This window comes from Marinospirillum sp., from assembly GCF_044810985.1.
In the GTDB taxonomy this organism is placed as follows: Bacteria; Pseudomonadota; Gammaproteobacteria; order Pseudomonadales; family Halomonadaceae; genus Marinospirillum.
This window is the reverse complement of the sequence record NZ_CP085242.1, coordinates 1,915,291-1,928,389: the sequence shown is the minus strand read 5'-3', so window position 1 is coordinate 1,928,389 and position 13,099 is coordinate 1,915,291. Positions and strand designations below refer to the sequence as shown.

At 46.2% G+C, this 13,099-nt stretch carries 15 protein-coding genes and 1 tRNA gene; 10 read left to right on the top strand and 6 right to left on the bottom strand.

Going from position 1 to position 13,099, the window contains the following annotated elements; genetic code table 11:
• Positions 1 to 3: 3 nt before the first annotated feature.
• Positions 4 to 80: transfer RNA gene (locus LG323_RS09040), tRNA-Arg, on the top strand.
• A gap of 135 nt (positions 81 to 215) precedes the next feature.
• On the opposite strand, the gene LG323_RS09035 is transcribed toward LG323_RS09040, so the two are convergent.
• The gene (locus LG323_RS09035; RefSeq protein ID WP_404420128.1) at positions 216 to 392 is read right to left on the bottom strand and encodes a helix-turn-helix domain-containing protein; all 177 of its coding nucleotides are present in this window, start codon (positions 390 to 392) and stop codon (positions 216 to 218) included.
• 157 nt (positions 393 to 549) lie between these two features.
• On the opposite strand from LG323_RS09035, the gene LG323_RS09030 reads away from it, so the two are divergent.
• From LG323_RS09030 to LG323_RS09020, 3 genes are read left to right on the top strand one after another with little or no spacing between them, the layout of a single operon-like run.
• A complete protein-coding gene (locus LG323_RS09030; RefSeq protein WP_404415119.1) occupies positions 550 to 765 on the top strand; it encodes a hypothetical protein in 216 nt (71 codons plus the stop codon).
• Positions 766 to 774: 9 nt separating this feature from the next.
• A complete protein-coding gene (locus tag LG323_RS09025; RefSeq protein WP_404415117.1) occupies positions 775 to 2,007 on the top strand; it encodes an Arm DNA-binding domain-containing protein in 1,233 nt (410 codons plus the stop codon).
• Positions 2,000 to 2,266, top strand: a complete 267-nt coding sequence (locus LG323_RS09020) for a hypothetical protein (protein WP_404415114.1) — start codon at positions 2,000 to 2,002, stop codon at positions 2,264 to 2,266. Before LG323_RS09025 ends, LG323_RS09020 begins: the two co-directional genes overlap by 8 nt.
• Positions 2,267 to 2,412: 146 nt before the next feature.
• Here LG323_RS09020 and LG323_RS09015 read toward each other — a convergent pair whose 3' ends face one another.
• Together LG323_RS09015 and LG323_RS09010 are read right to left on the bottom strand one after the other, a co-directional pair.
• Positions 2,413 to 2,610, bottom strand: a complete 198-nt coding sequence (locus LG323_RS09015) for a hypothetical protein (RefSeq protein ID WP_404415111.1) — start codon at positions 2,608 to 2,610, stop codon at positions 2,413 to 2,415.
• 345 nt (positions 2,611 to 2,955) lie between these two features.
• Positions 2,956 to 3,261: a helix-turn-helix domain-containing protein gene (locus tag LG323_RS09010; RefSeq protein WP_404415108.1), complete on the bottom strand. Its 306-nt coding sequence runs from the start codon at positions 3,259 to 3,261 to the stop codon at positions 2,956 to 2,958.
• A gap of 419 nt (positions 3,262 to 3,680) precedes the next feature.
• On the opposite strand from LG323_RS09010, the gene LG323_RS09005 reads away from it, so the two are divergent.
• The 3 genes from LG323_RS09005 (at position 3,681) to LG323_RS08995 (ending at position 7,151) form a co-directional block, all read left to right on the top strand.
• Positions 3,681 to 4,241: a hypothetical protein gene (locus LG323_RS09005; RefSeq protein ID WP_404415105.1), complete on the top strand. Its 561-nt coding sequence runs from the start codon at positions 3,681 to 3,683 to the stop codon at positions 4,239 to 4,241.
• 19 nt (positions 4,242 to 4,260) lie between these two features.
• On the top strand, positions 4,261 to 4,932 hold the full coding sequence (locus tag LG323_RS09000) for a hypothetical protein (protein WP_404415102.1): 672 nt from the start codon (positions 4,261 to 4,263) through the stop codon (positions 4,930 to 4,932).
• A gap of 215 nt (positions 4,933 to 5,147) precedes the next feature.
• Entirely contained in the window at positions 5,148 to 7,151 is a 2,004-nt protein-coding gene (locus LG323_RS08995; RefSeq protein ID WP_404415099.1) for a hypothetical protein, read from the top strand.
• A gap of 195 nt (positions 7,152 to 7,346) precedes the next feature.
• Here LG323_RS08995 and LG323_RS08990 read toward each other — a convergent pair whose 3' ends face one another.
• Genes LG323_RS08990 through umuD form a run of 3 tightly spaced genes read right to left on the bottom strand, consistent with a single transcriptional unit; the run spans position 7,347 to position 9,580 of the window.
• Positions 7,347 to 7,841 carry a hypothetical protein gene (locus LG323_RS08990; protein ID WP_404415097.1) on the bottom strand — a complete coding sequence of 165 codons (495 nt, stop codon included), beginning with the start codon at positions 7,839 to 7,841 and terminating at the stop codon, positions 7,347 to 7,349.
• A 38-nt stretch (positions 7,842 to 7,879) separates the two neighbouring features.
• On the bottom strand, positions 7,880 to 9,148 hold the full coding sequence (umuC, locus tag LG323_RS08985; protein WP_404415094.1) for a translesion error-prone DNA polymerase V subunit UmuC: 1,269 nt from the start codon (positions 9,146 to 9,148) through the stop codon (positions 7,880 to 7,882).
• Positions 9,149 to 9,151: 3 nt separating this feature from the next.
• Positions 9,152 to 9,580: a translesion error-prone DNA polymerase V autoproteolytic subunit gene (gene umuD / locus LG323_RS08980; protein ID WP_292256128.1), complete on the bottom strand. Its 429-nt coding sequence runs from the start codon at positions 9,578 to 9,580 to the stop codon at positions 9,152 to 9,154.
• A gap of 475 nt (positions 9,581 to 10,055) precedes the next feature.
• Between umuD and LG323_RS08975 the strand changes: the two genes are divergently transcribed.
• From LG323_RS08975 to LG323_RS08965, 3 genes are all read left to right on the top strand, one after another.
• Positions 10,056 to 10,682 (top strand): hypothetical protein, encoded by a 627-nt coding sequence (locus LG323_RS08975; RefSeq protein WP_404415091.1) that lies wholly within the window; start codon positions 10,056 to 10,058, stop codon positions 10,680 to 10,682.
• 108 nt (positions 10,683 to 10,790) lie between these two features.
• Entirely contained in the window at positions 10,791 to 12,104 is a 1,314-nt protein-coding gene (locus tag LG323_RS08970; protein WP_404415088.1) for a DUF4062 domain-containing protein, read from the top strand.
• A gap of 115 nt (positions 12,105 to 12,219) precedes the next feature.
• The gene (locus LG323_RS08965; RefSeq protein ID WP_404415086.1) at positions 12,220 to 13,029 is read left to right on the top strand and encodes a hypothetical protein; all 810 of its coding nucleotides are present in this window, start codon (positions 12,220 to 12,222) and stop codon (positions 13,027 to 13,029) included.
• Positions 13,030 to 13,099: the final 70 nt, after the last annotated feature.

Here is a 13,099-nt window from a genome sequence, read left to right as displayed (position 1 = left end):
TACCCGCCCTTAGCTCAGCTGGATAGAGCGCAGCCCTCCGGAGGCTGAGGTCAGAGGTTCGAATCCTCTAGGGCGGGCCATTTCCTGAATTTTGACCGCCGCTCTCGGTGACCAAAAACCTCTCAAAATCATTCGGTGACCGCCTGGTGACCAAATGGTGACCACTCTCCATTTTCTCTCTGAAATCGTCTCACCGATTGTGAGCGTTGCCCTGTTTAGTCCTCTTTTACCTCAAGCAGCTCACCAATTGAGCAGTCAAGGTACTTGCATAACTTTTCCAAAACGTCGAATTCAACCCTGACTGCTGTCTCTTGGTACAGCCGAGTAATCGTTCCACGGTTGATTCCTGTATCTCTAGCCACCTCAGAAATCTTCAATTTTTTCTCGCCCATCATGCGGGATAAATGGCATCTAATCATCTTCTACAGACCTTTTTGATCTTCAGGAGCAAAAAAAAGCTTGCAATAGATCTTTTATGGGTTAATATGATCTACAGGAGATCAATATGGTTTCCAGTAAAGATTCTTATCTTACAGGAGGAATATGATTATGTCACAGACCTACTTGACCACCGAAGAGCTGGCTGCCCGCATCAAGTACGAGCCCAGAACCATTCGTACCCAACTGAAGGACTCCGTACTCATTGAAGGTGTGCATTATTTTCGTCCCTTTGGAGGAAGAAAGATTTTGTATATCTGGGAAAAAATTGAAAAGGATATGTTCCGTGCCCCGGCAGTTGACACCCTTATGGCTGGCGTTTGCTAAGGAGGAATTATGGCTAGTATTCATGTTCGCAATGGCAAGCTTCAACTGGATTTTCGCTACAAAGGGGTGCGCTGCCGAGAGCAAACCAAGCTTGATGACACTGCAGCCAACCGCAAGCGTGCCAAGCAAATCCTGGATCGAATTGAAGCAGAAATCACCTTGGGAAGCTTTAGCTACTCCAGCTACTTTCCAAATAGCAAACGGGCTGATCAGTTTGATGACTGGGAAAAGCGAAGCTTTAACAGGAGAGAAGAAAATAATAGTGCTTGTGAACTGCCGACGTTGGCGGCTTTCTCAGAAATCTGGCTGGATGAAAAGCGTATCGAATGGCGAAACAGCCACTTGAAGTCAGTCGAAAGCAACTTGAGGGCATACATACTGCCTGCCTTCGGGGAGAAAGTAGTCAGCAGCATCACCAAGGCTGAAATTCTCAACTTCCGCGCCCATCTCGCCAAAGAACCAGCGCAGAAGAAAGAGCCACTAAGCCCAGCAACCATCAACAAGGTAATGACACCATTGAGGATGCTGTTGAATGAAGCCGCTGACCGCTATGAGTTTAACTCACCCTGGAAGGGGATTAAATCCCTGAAAGTGCCTCGTACTGATGTCCAGCCTTTTACGATAGATGAGGTGCAGCAAATCCTACGTACTGTTCGAGACGACTTTAAATCCTACTTCACAGTGCGTTTCTTTACCGGCATGAGAACCGGTGAAATTGATGGTCTGATGTGGAAATACATTGATTTTGACCGCCGCCAGATCCTGATTCGAGAAACCTGGGTTGAAGGCGAGATCACAACGACAAAGACGGATGGTTCACAGCGTGAAATTCACATGTCCCAACCTGTCTATGATGCACTTGCAGAGCAGAAGAAGCATACAGGCCAGCAGCAGTTCGTTTTTTGCAACAAGGATGGCGGGCCATTAAATCATAACAACATTACCAAGCGAATCTGGTATCCACTACTGAGCTACCTGGGGCTGAAAAAACGTCGTCCTTACCAAACGCGCCATACGGCTGCGACACTTTGGCTGGCAGCCGGAGAAAACCCGGAGTGGATCGCCAGGCAGATGGGGCACACTACAACAGAAATGCTGTTCCGGGTGTACTCCCGTTATGTGCCCAACCTGACCCGACAAGATGGCTCGGCCTTTGATCGCTTACTGTCACGTGAATTTTCTGGAGACCTGAAGAATATCAACCCTTTGGCTGAACTGAATGAGGAGAAAAACCATGGTTAAAGTTGAAAAAGCGAATATCTGGACGACTCCTCAAGCAAAAATGCTGGCGTCAGGGTTGATTCAGAAAATGTGGATCAGGCAAGGGTATGGACTGGCAATCTATCTGGGGCTTGAGCCTTTTTACGACAACTACTCAGCAGTTGAGCTTTGGATTCAGAGGATGTTGGCCATCGATTATGATCAGGCGATGAACCTGGATTTCCTGCAGGATCAGTTGGTGGGGCTGGTGCCAGAGGATATGCAGGGGGAACTCGATTAGTCAGGCAGCAAAGTTCGAGAAGGTGCAAAACCCGCCGCTGGTAGCCTGCTGCTATCAACGGCGGGTTTCATGGATGAAGAAACATTACCATACCCTCGGAATATCACTCTATCGGGTGGTATAAGTCGGTGGCAGAAAACCCTGATTCATTCACCGATATTATCGCTTTCGTCTGCATCTTCGTCTTCTTCCCATTCCCATACACTGTCACAAGGCCGCTCATAATGCAGCACAGACCCCTTTAGCCTCTCCAGCGGTGATAGCTCCTGTGGTAAGGGTTCATAAGTATGGCTGGACTCGTTCTGGTCTTGGAGACGTTCTTTCTCTGAGGATTTTTTGCTCATAAAGCCTCCGCTCATCGTTCAAATGTTTTCTAGGCCTCGGTAAGCCGTTTGAATCGGGATGCAGGCGTCCATCTCGCTACACATAATTACTGGTAATCCTACACAAGAGCAATGCTGTTCACTGGCATCCAAAATTGATAGCTGAGTCGCTAGCCGTGATTCTCATTGCCCTGGCCCACCTCCATTAGTTCCATTATAGCACTGATTACACATATACTCAGTATCTCTTAGTTTTGTGGTGGCTTTAATGTCGAAACAAAAGCAAGATAATGTCGAAATGGTGGCTAAAAGGCTGAGATCATATGAACAGAAAGGTTGGTGGTTAATCTGTAAATAAGAGATTTTCTAGAAGGATTTGAGAAGTTCAAGAACACTTTTTCTTTGGCTTTCGCCAAGGTTTCTATAAAGCAAGATCAGTTCAGCCAAGTCATCTTCGGGGCAGAAAAAATACGCAAGAGGCGTGTTTAGCCCCTTTGCCAGGCGCTCAGCAGTATTGATATCGGGTAGGTGTTTGCCAGTTTCGTACTGAGACATACGGGCGCTGGAGGCCAGTTCATCAAATCCTGCAAGCACACCCAGCTGTACCTGCGACAATCCGACTCGTTTTCGGGCCTCTTTTAGACGTGCGCCGTACAAGTTTTTGCTATGCATACGAGAACCTCTTTGCGAAGCAAAGAGGTTCTTAGATTTGAAGTTGACATGATACTAAGGATTACTTAGTATTTGGGTGCAAGCTCCCTAGATTGGCACGACTGTCGCAGATCACAGGGAAGAAAATGCATTTCTAATCAATGAATGCCTAAGAAAATCGCAGCCAAGGAATATGCATATGTACGCACTCACCTAGCCAAATCATGCTGAAAAAATAAATCAATTGTTCGAGTAGAAGACCATTACTGCTTTGTTCTGGGCAGTTATGTTGGTTTGTTTTGCATTTTAAAAGCATGAAATAGTGGAAATTTATTTTAGAAATTTCTTTAGGTTGCAGGTTGATTGATAGGTCATTTGTATTGGAAATAACTGTTGCTTGCTGAATGAAAAATAATCTTTGTATTTAAAAGGAGTTGTATATGAGTTTGAAAAGTTATGTTTATGCTCTGAGCCTAGTTGCAATATTACCGTTTGCTTCTGTATCAGCAGCCAGTGATGCTGGTGCCTGTACGGATACAACTGAGAAGAAACAATTGTGTGAATTTGAAGATGGCGTTTCTGCCTATCATGTAGGGGAGGGGCTATTTGTCACCAGTGACTCTCAGGGTGATGTGAAAATTGGTGTCACAAAATTTATACGCGATGCCAATGATGAAGTGGATGGGCGGAATAACATTGATGCTATGGCTGCGCATGAAGAGAGCTATCCTGCTTTTGAAATTTGTCAGTCGATGGGAAATGGCTGGTATCTGCCAGCAGCACGGGAAATTAGAAGTGCATTTATGAATGTCCCAAGACGAACCGAAGAGTTAACTGATAAACGTTTTCTCACATCGACATTCATACAGGATGGGTTTGGTACACAAAGTGTGACAGCCCTGGATACAAGATCGCGCCACTTTTTCCCTGTCCTGAATAGTGATGGTCTGATCGTTAATGATATGGACTATCAGGTTGCTTGTGTAAGAAATATAAATTAAGTTTTGAAAGGATTGTAAAATGATTGTTGAAGAACGTGATGAGTGTATCGACTACCTTTCAAAGGATTATAAAAACAAAATATGGATTGTAAGGTTTTTGATTGGTGTAGTAATGTTTTTCTTTTGGCTTGCAGTGATGGTCGGCTTTGTTGCTGCCACTGTTTTCATTGTCATTAATTTATTCGGGATAGATGGTTGGTTGAACTACGTCATTGGATTTGGTGCCGTAGTAGTTGGTTTGATTTTGTGGGGTTCAATATCAAGCTTTCTAGCACTGTGGGAATGGAAGAGGTTTTCTAAAAAGGTCAATAAAAATTACAGTATAGATTTTGAAGCCTTTCCCTTACAGGACGGCCAGAAGGGGCTGAGAGCCTATATCGGGATTGATAGAAAAAATAATAAGATCCTTTTGGGTAAAACTATTGGCATGGCCCATACTCGCAGGATTAGTGTTTATGATATAAGTAGTTTGAAGAGTATTAGTAGACATCATATAACAAGCACCTCAACTGAGAGTGGTGTGGGTGGTGTTATGCAAGATAAGATTATAACCAATAGCAACACAACCAATCATGGATTTGTTATGGAAGTAAATATGGATGATTTTGATCGGCCGCAATATGACTATTATTTTCCTTCCGATAAAGGTAATGCATATAATAAAATATCAGTGGCTTGTAATCTTTCTTGATTTCTTCAAGCTTGCCAGATTGTAGGTTTTGATTATGTGTTTGTTGCTGGTCAAGATAAATAAAACCCCGTTCGCGGGGTTTTTTAATGGATGTACTTATGTTTAAAGCTATAATAAATATTTTTCTCCTCGTATTTTTAATCATATTAATCACTGCCTGCTCTTCACAGCCACGGCAAACAGGGGTTAGTGTACTTTCTCTTCGTGATCAGGGAATGCAGGAGGTCAACAATGAAACGGATTTCGAGTTCGGGCATGGTGTCGGTTCCACAGAAGAGGATGCTCAGAACGCGGCCTTGCAGGAATTGGGCCAGACTATCTTTGTTCAGATTCGCAGTGAAGTGGATCACATCCACCGATCAACCTTGCGTGATGAAGGCAAGGAGTCCGGCTATGTCAGCCAAGAAGATTTGAATGTCCAGACCCAGAGTTTCAGCAATGTGGAAATTTCCGGGCATCGGGTGGATGTGCGTGAACAGGCTCAGGATGGCTGGTATGTGCGAGTCCGCCTGAGCCGAGAGGAAGCCAATCGTCTTCGCAATGAATTGCGGCGAATAGCCCCGGTTTTGGCCTATCTGGAGCTGTTAAGCGATTCCAGTGATGCTTTTCCGGGCCGGAACCTGAAATATGCCCTGCAAGGCCTGGCTGAAGCTGAACGTCTGCAGATGAGTGATGATCGTATCACGGGCCAGGAATATGCGGGTATCAGTTACGGAGCCTACTTCAAGACACGGGTTGACCAGGCCATACGCCACTTACTTATTCTGCCCTATATGGAGGGCAAGCAAGCTCGCTTGGCTTTAATCCACCGGGATACTTATGCTCCAGTGGCCGGTATCTGGCTGCAGGCTGGCGATAAAATGCTCGTTACCGACAATGAGGGTCGAACTGAACCCTTTTCGATCCCACAGACCAGCCGCCTTGTTCGTGAGAAGGTGGAGCCCGCTGAAACAAGCGTTGCGGATAAATTGATGGGCGTATTCTCCAGCAAGGAGCCTGAGCCGGAATACAAAGAGCGGCGTGTCTATAGTGATGTGCGTCGGTTTGATGTGCTGGCATTAGGGGTTCAGGAAACCAAAAAGCAGGCCCTGGTTACAGATGCCTCGTTATTGCTCCAGCGTGTTGATACAAACCAACTGAAGAACCCCTCCAGAACGCAGATTTACGTCCACCTGGTTCCTGAAAATGCACTTATTAGTGTGAATGGGGATGAGCGCCATGCCCCTGCACATTTTGAAGTGCCGGTTGGTGAAAAGGCCATACTCAAAATCTTCCAGGATAGTCGCTACCGTGGACAGGAAAGGACACTGGAAACTGCCGGTCGGGGTTATATTTATTTCACTCAAACTCTGGTTGAGAGAAAGTATGGGCACCTGATGCTGAACTACAAACAGCCTGACAGTGACTTTTCCATCACGGTGTTTAACTCTCAGGGTGATGCACTGACAACCAGCCAAGCCATTAATCAGCAGGTTGAGGTGGGCAGTTACCAGGTTCGGCTTAAGCACGCTGAGGACACCGGGAATTACCAGGTGATCACCGATGACCCCTTGGTTGTTCATGAAGGCCGAGAGGTGAGCCGTACCTACAACCAGCCGCGTTACAGAGAACCCTGGGTGCATGGGTACATCTGGGGCTTTACCTATGGATTTGCGAGCGAGCCGGGCAGTGCCTATAACCTACCCACAGGTAACGGCACGGAAATGAGCTTTACTGATTTTGATGGAGTGGCTGGCTGTGGCGGACAGTGCCCTGGCGACGAATTCACCTTCGATGAGGCTGGGCATTTTGGCATCCATTGGACGCAGTTCTTTAACCGGGCTTCCTTCGCATTGAACACCAATGTGGGCTTTAAAACCCTGAAGTTCAAAGATATAGAGGGTGAAGAGCAAACCCTTTCGGGAATCTCAGCCTCCGTCGGTGGTGGCTTCTGGACATCAAAAATTGCCTCAGCCAGTTGGGTCACAGCCAACTATCGGTTCGAACACCTTACCTGGTCTGATAAAGAAGAAATGTCCATGCAGGGTTTGGATGGGGCGAATAATGGCTACCCCTACCTGGAGCTGGGAATGCAGATTGCAGGCTTAACCCTGGGTGCCCGTATTCCTGACCCCAGCTATGCCAGCCCGGAAATCTTCGTGGGCCTGGGCTTTTTGGAAGGTGATTCCGGTTACCGTTACTCGCAAACTGAAAAAGCGCGGGAAGGCATCCACTATTAATGGAGAAGGTTTACCTTGCGTGAGGCCTTCTGGGGGGGCTGGATACCTCCAGTTTGGCTTGCGCCAAAATCTTGCTGGAAAGTCGCACGGCAGCGCTATTCCCCAGCGTTTGATTTCACTTTGCAAGGCAACCTCGCATTGATTTGTGTAGCTACGCAATCATCCATTCCCTGTAGGTGAGGGGGTAGCTTTGAGCTAAGCAGAAGCGATCAACAAATAGATGGTGTTGTTTCTGGTTGGGCAATAAGCAGAACCGATTTGAATCGTCCCTTCTGGAAAAAACTCAAAAAGAATGTTGAGGCTGTCGTCATAATCCTCCAGATCAGGAAGGTCTTCCTTATCCTGTAATATATGAATGCACTGGTAATCTCCGTTTTCTGGATGAACATCAGTCTTTACTTGTTCCACCGCCTCTCTGGTCAGTTCAGGCAAGCTCTTGTCGGGGTCGGATAATACGGCTACATACAAACTTTTGGCACTATCCAGCCAGTCTTTGAAATCATCTTCAGTGATCGGGGCTTCATAAGGCATGTTAATTAGTTGCAGTAGTGTAGTGACTAGCCACTTGGGTGTGGAAGGAACGGAGTAAAAATGGATTAAATCCTCCTGGTAAAGCCTGCGCACCCGCTTATCAAAATAGGCACGATCAAGGGGAAGGTGATCGACGGGTTTGATAATTTCAAAAGACACAAAACCTCCTTGTGTAGAAACGCGTGGAATGCTGACGACTACTTTACCCTAGGCACATCACTCCAGCGAGTGGTATAGGCGGGTGACAGGTGATCGCGCTTCATGCTCCAGCCTTTCTGAATGCCCTGGGCGGCAAAGAAAACTTTGCCCAAGCCTTTCTGGTTGATGTGATCCAGAGCCTGCATGAGTTCTTTGCTTTTGGGTTTGTCCTTCACATCATCAAACAGCTCCGGCTGGTAGCAGTTGGGGTCGTAAAAGTCGGAAAGTAAAATGCCGCCTCTGGCATAGCGAAAACCGTCCTTCCAGATGGTTTCCAGGCCCCGGTGAGCGGCTTCAATCAGGCTGCGGGTGTCATCGGTAGGGGTGACCATTTCCAGGGTGGCGGCATTGCTGTATTGAGGTTCCTGGTTGTTGAAAGGGCTGGTGCGGATAAACACCGTCAGTTGCTTGGCGATTCGGCCTTCGCCGCGCAGTTTTTCAGCGCCTCGGGTGGCGTATTCACTGATGGCTTCGCGCATGGCATGAAAATCAGTAATCCGCTCCCCAAATGAACGCGAACAGACAATCTCTTTTTTGATCGCCGGGGTTTCTTCCAGACCCAGGCAGGCAATGCCATTCAGCTCCCGCACCGTTTTCTCAACCACCACGGAAAAGCGTTTACGGATCATGTGGGGGTCGGCATCGGCCAGATCCAGGGCAGTTTTGATGCCCATTAACTCCAGCCGAGCTTTGAGCCTGCCGCCAATCCCCCAGACTTCATTCACCGGCAGCAGGGCCATGAGTTTGCGCTGTCTTTCTTTAGCCGTGAGATCCACCACCCCCTGAGTGGCCGGGTAGGACTTGGCTCCATGATTGGCCAACTTGGCCAGGGTTTTGGTGGGGGCAATGCCAACACAGACCTGAATGCCCGTCCACTGGTCGACTGTGCCGCGTACCTGCTGACCAAAGGCTTCCAGAGAAGTGCAGGCCTCAACACCGGTCAGATCCAGAAAAGCTTCATCAATGGAATAGACCTCCACACGCGGGGCCAACTCTTCCAGAATCGTCATGACCCGCTGCGACAAATCGGCATAAAAAGAATAGTTCGAAGAAAAACAAACAATGCCGTGGCGCTCTATCTCATGGCGGATTTTGAATACAGGGACACCCATCTTGATGCCCAGAGCCTTGGCCTCTTTGGAACGGGCCACCACACAACCATCGTTATTGGACAGCACCACCACCGGCGTGTGTTTCAAATCAGGTCGGAACAGCTTCTCGCAGGAGACATAGAAGTTATTGCAATCCACCAGGGCAAACACCGGCATGGCCTACTTCCTCATGTGATGAATGACATTGGTCACCACACCCAGAATCTCCAGATCAGCGCCTTCAGGAATCACAATCGGGGAATAATTGCAGTTGCAAGGTACCAGGCGGGGCGTGGGATGCAACTGGAGCTGCTTAACTGTCAGCTCACCATTGAACCCGGCAATCACCGTATCGCCATCGGCTGCATTCAAGGAGCGATCCACCACCAGCAAATCATCCGGGAAAATCCCCGCTTCAATCATCGAATCCCCTTCGGCGCGAACAAAAAACGTAGAGGCTGGACGTTTAACCAGTAGTTGATTCAAGTCCAGCGCCTGCTCCACATAATCCTGAGCCGGGGAAGGAAAACCCGCTGCAACCCGCTCCAGGTAAAGCGGCAAGGGCATTTCCGGGAAATCACCGGACTCACTGACGTAACTGACACGCATCGAAAAGTCTCCAAAAAAGCTGATACTGATACTTGTACAGTACATTGAGGGGTAGAGACAAAGCAACTGAAACATCCGGGATAGGTAAACTTGCACCCAAGAGCCAGCTTTGATAAAAAAGAAACTACAGGAGTACCCCACCCCCGCAGGATGCGAGTCTTACCATGACCTCATTCCCTGGGGCGGTAGCGTGAAAGCTGTAATCCAAGCACGCACACTTTGTTTGCCAGTAATGCTCAAAAACAGCTGATTAATCCAAAAAGAGCAATGTATTCAAAGGCCTGGGGATGCAGCTGTGGAGATAGCAGGCAAGGCAAAATTGGAAAGCGTGCATGCACGGTTTTGGTAGTGGATAGTTAGTAGGTATGCACAGAATAATTGCTTTGTAATCAATGTACTAAAAGCGAATAACCTCCTTCGAATGGCTTAAAAATAACGAGGGGGTCTCATGAATAAAAATGTTAGGGAGTCAATCATGGCAGACGATTTCCGGGACCTCATAACTGGCAAAATTAGACTCCCCCATGTTGAAGACAAGCTGTTCACTGAGGCGGACGACTGGTGGATGAACGCTTGCCTAGACTGGTACCACGATGCTTCCGAGCTATACATAGTTGGGTATAAAGAAGCAGCTGATTCGTTGGTCGAAAGCGTTAATAACAGAAACGGAACAGCCGATTCGTTGGTGTTCCCAATAGTCTTTCTTTACCGTCAATATTTGGAATTAAGACTCAAGTCACTGCTTGAAGATGGCCGCCGTTTACTAGACAAACCCCATGAGGTTGGGGCCGAGCATCGTCTGTCTAAGTTGTGGCAACCAACCCGAGAAATCTTGCTTGAAGTTTGGCCAGAGGGAAATCGCGAACATTTGAAAATTGTGGGTAAGCTGATAGCCGAATTTGAAAAGGCAGATCCGCGGTCAACGTCGTTCAGGTATCCAAAAGATCTATCGGGGAAGAAGTCTGTGAAACTCGAGATACCTCGCCTGAATCTACGCAATCTATCCGAGGTCATCGGTGCCATGGCTATCATATTAGAAGGAGCATCAGCTGGTATCTCAGAATATCTCAGCATCCGGCAGGATATGGACCATGGGTGGTAAGCTCCCTAACCAGGCCATGCACCGGATGCCAAACCCTCCGCTTCGCTCCGGTTTTGTCACCGGTGATGGCGGGCGTTATAGCTATCAAGAAGAATTCAAGGGGGCGTCTTGAAATCAACAAAATATCAAGTGTTTTTGAGTTCAACTTACTCTGATTTAGTGGACGAAAGAGAAAGCATAATTAAAGCTATTTTGGAGATGTACCACATACCAATTGGTATGGAGATGTTTAGTGCAGAAGATGAAGATCAATGGGAAATAATCAGAAGAACCATTGAAGTAAGTGATTATTATATTCTTGTTTTAGGTTTGAGATATGGATCAAAAACATCAGATGGTATTAGTTTTACTCAAAAAGAATACGAGTATGCCTTAGAGAAAAAGATACCAATTCTTGCTTTTGTAATGAGTGACATGGTTTCCTTGTCCAAGGACAGAAGAGACGATGACCTGACGGACATTATTAGGTTTAGAGAGTTGGTGTTAAAAAACTCAAAAATGGCGCAATTTTGGGACACAAAGGATCAGCTTATTAAAAGTGTTTCAATATCGCTGATGAAGCAAATTATGCAAAAGCCAGGGGTGGGATGGATTAGGGGAGATAGTGCTAATGCCGACGAAGCTCTTTCGAAGGAGTTATCAGCTCTGAGCAAAGAGAATCGGGAGCTAAGAGAACGAGTTGTAGAACTTGAGTCAAGGATCTCTTTAAAAGCTCCTGAAATAGAACTTGATATAACGCAGCCAGTTATCGATGAAAGTTTTGATTCGTATGAAAAGGTCGTGATTCCCAACGCGATGAGCATGAACGATGTAGATGCTCATTTATCAGAGTACATTTCAGACGAAGATATCGAGAATTACAATAACGCGATTCCAAGTCTTGGTGAGCTAGAAGAATACAATAGTGAATGCGAGAGAATTTTTAGAATAAAAAACTATTCAGTCCCGCTAGTAATTGAGGTTTCCAATAGTGGAACGATAAAGGCCAATAATGTCTACATTGATATAGAGTTCTCTGAAGGACTCTATGTGTATGAAAATGACGAAGAGCATAGTGAGCCAGAATCTCCCATTCCACTTAACCCCTTGGCTCGCGCGCAATCCGAATATAGAAAGCAGAATTCGGCGCTATCAAGATTGCACTCCCAGCTTGGGGTTGGAAGTACATTCGCTCAGTTGGCGCCGATAACTCATGCATTTAATACGAAGCTCATTAGTCCTGTAAATCAGAAATGGTGGACAGATCTAGATGGGCAGAAAATCACAGTAAAAATTGACAGCTTGCTCCATACGAGACGAATGGTATTTGATGATGAATATATGATAGCTCCTTTGAAGTCAGGGAAGCATACGATTGATATTCGGGTTATATGTGAAGAATATGAAGAAATAGAAACCAAGATTATCGAATTCGAAATTTAGCTTGGGGCTATAACAATGCGCTGCTGCCGGACAATTTTTCCGCTGCGCTCCAAAATTACCGCAGAGCGCGGCGTTATGCAAGTAGGCCGACTTACAAAGCACTAATTGAGATTATATGAAAAGAGAAATTGTTGTAGAGATGAAGGGGAATAAGAACTCCGACAACGGACGATGGTGGGAGTTTTATTTTGTTCGCTATTTTGTTGGAACCGTCTTAGGTATGGTTGTCGTTGCTTTTCTCAATTTCGATGGTAACTCTGCTCTCCAAGGGAAGATATTGCCAAGCATGAAAAGTGTATCCGACATTGATTTTGGGCACTCCTTGGTTTTGGCAGCCATTGGTTTGGCATTCTGTTATGTCGCCAGTGCACCCGTTTTGGTATTACATGCTTTAAGAGGCGTGTTTTTATCAAAATATGGTGATTCAACTCGCATAGGGAGCATTAATTTCGGATTGGTTAGTATTGCATCATTTGTAGTCATAATTCTTACGTTTGGCATCTCAGGTTATCTGCTCTTTGACAACGTGTTTCCCGCCAAAGGTGCAAACTTCTTCTCAGTATTCTCCATAAGTGCGTTCCTAATTATTGTTGGCTTGCAGTTGTACTTGTACATAGTTTCCTTGTTGTCCAATAAATCATATGTATTCAGCTATTATAAAAGTTTGGCTGCCGAGCGGGCCAAACGACAAGACGGTACTTCTAAACACGACGAATTTATAGAATCATACAAACATTTGCGAGAGCACGGTAATGCCTTTTTCATTCTATTGATGGAATTGGCTTTGGCACTGGTACTATTCTCAGTAGAGAAAGCTCATATAGCATTATTAATGGCTTTGCTTTGGATCGCGCCTGCTTGTTTTGTTTGGTTCCTGGGAACTTACTTGGAATTATCTATTGGTAAGTTGGAAGAAAATTCATAACAAACACATGTTGCCGGACAGGTTTTCCGCTACGCTCCAAACCAGCCGCAAATGCGGGCATTCAGGCTGT

Coding starts and splice junctions, on each gene's coding strand:
- LG323_RS09005 (WP_404415105.1), top strand. CDS start 3,681: ATGAGTTTGAAAAGTTATGTTTATGCTCTGAGCCTAGTTGCAATATTA.
- LG323_RS09030 (WP_404415119.1), top strand. CDS start 550: ATGTCACAGACCTACTTGACCACCGAAGAGCTGGCTGCCCGCATCAAG.
- LG323_RS08995 (WP_404415099.1), top strand. CDS start 5,148: ATGCAGGAGGTCAACAATGAAACGGATTTCGAGTTCGGGCATGGTGTC.
- LG323_RS09025 (WP_404415117.1), top strand. CDS start 775: ATGGCTAGTATTCATGTTCGCAATGGCAAGCTTCAACTGGATTTTCGC.
- LG323_RS09020 (WP_404415114.1), top strand. CDS start 2,000: ATGGTTAAAGTTGAAAAAGCGAATATCTGGACGACTCCTCAAGCAAAA.
- umuD (WP_292256128.1), bottom strand. CDS start 9,580: ATGCGTGTCAGTTACGTCAGTGAGTCCGGTGATTTCCCGGAAATGCCC.
- LG323_RS08975 (WP_404415091.1), top strand. CDS start 10,056: ATGGCAGACGATTTCCGGGACCTCATAACTGGCAAAATTAGACTCCCC.
- LG323_RS09035 (WP_404420128.1), bottom strand. CDS start 392: ATGGGCGAGAAAAAATTGAAGATTTCTGAGGTGGCTAGAGATACAGGA.
- LG323_RS09000 (WP_404415102.1), top strand. CDS start 4,261: ATGATTGTTGAAGAACGTGATGAGTGTATCGACTACCTTTCAAAGGAT.
- LG323_RS09015 (WP_404415111.1), bottom strand. CDS start 2,610: ATGAGCAAAAAATCCTCAGAGAAAGAACGTCTCCAAGACCAGAACGAG.
- LG323_RS09010 (WP_404415108.1), bottom strand. CDS start 3,261: ATGCATAGCAAAAACTTGTACGGCGCACGTCTAAAAGAGGCCCGAAAA.
- umuC (WP_404415094.1), bottom strand. CDS start 9,148: ATGCCGGTGTTTGCCCTGGTGGATTGCAATAACTTCTATGTCTCCTGC.
- LG323_RS08965 (WP_404415086.1), top strand. CDS start 12,220: ATGAAAAGAGAAATTGTTGTAGAGATGAAGGGGAATAAGAACTCCGAC.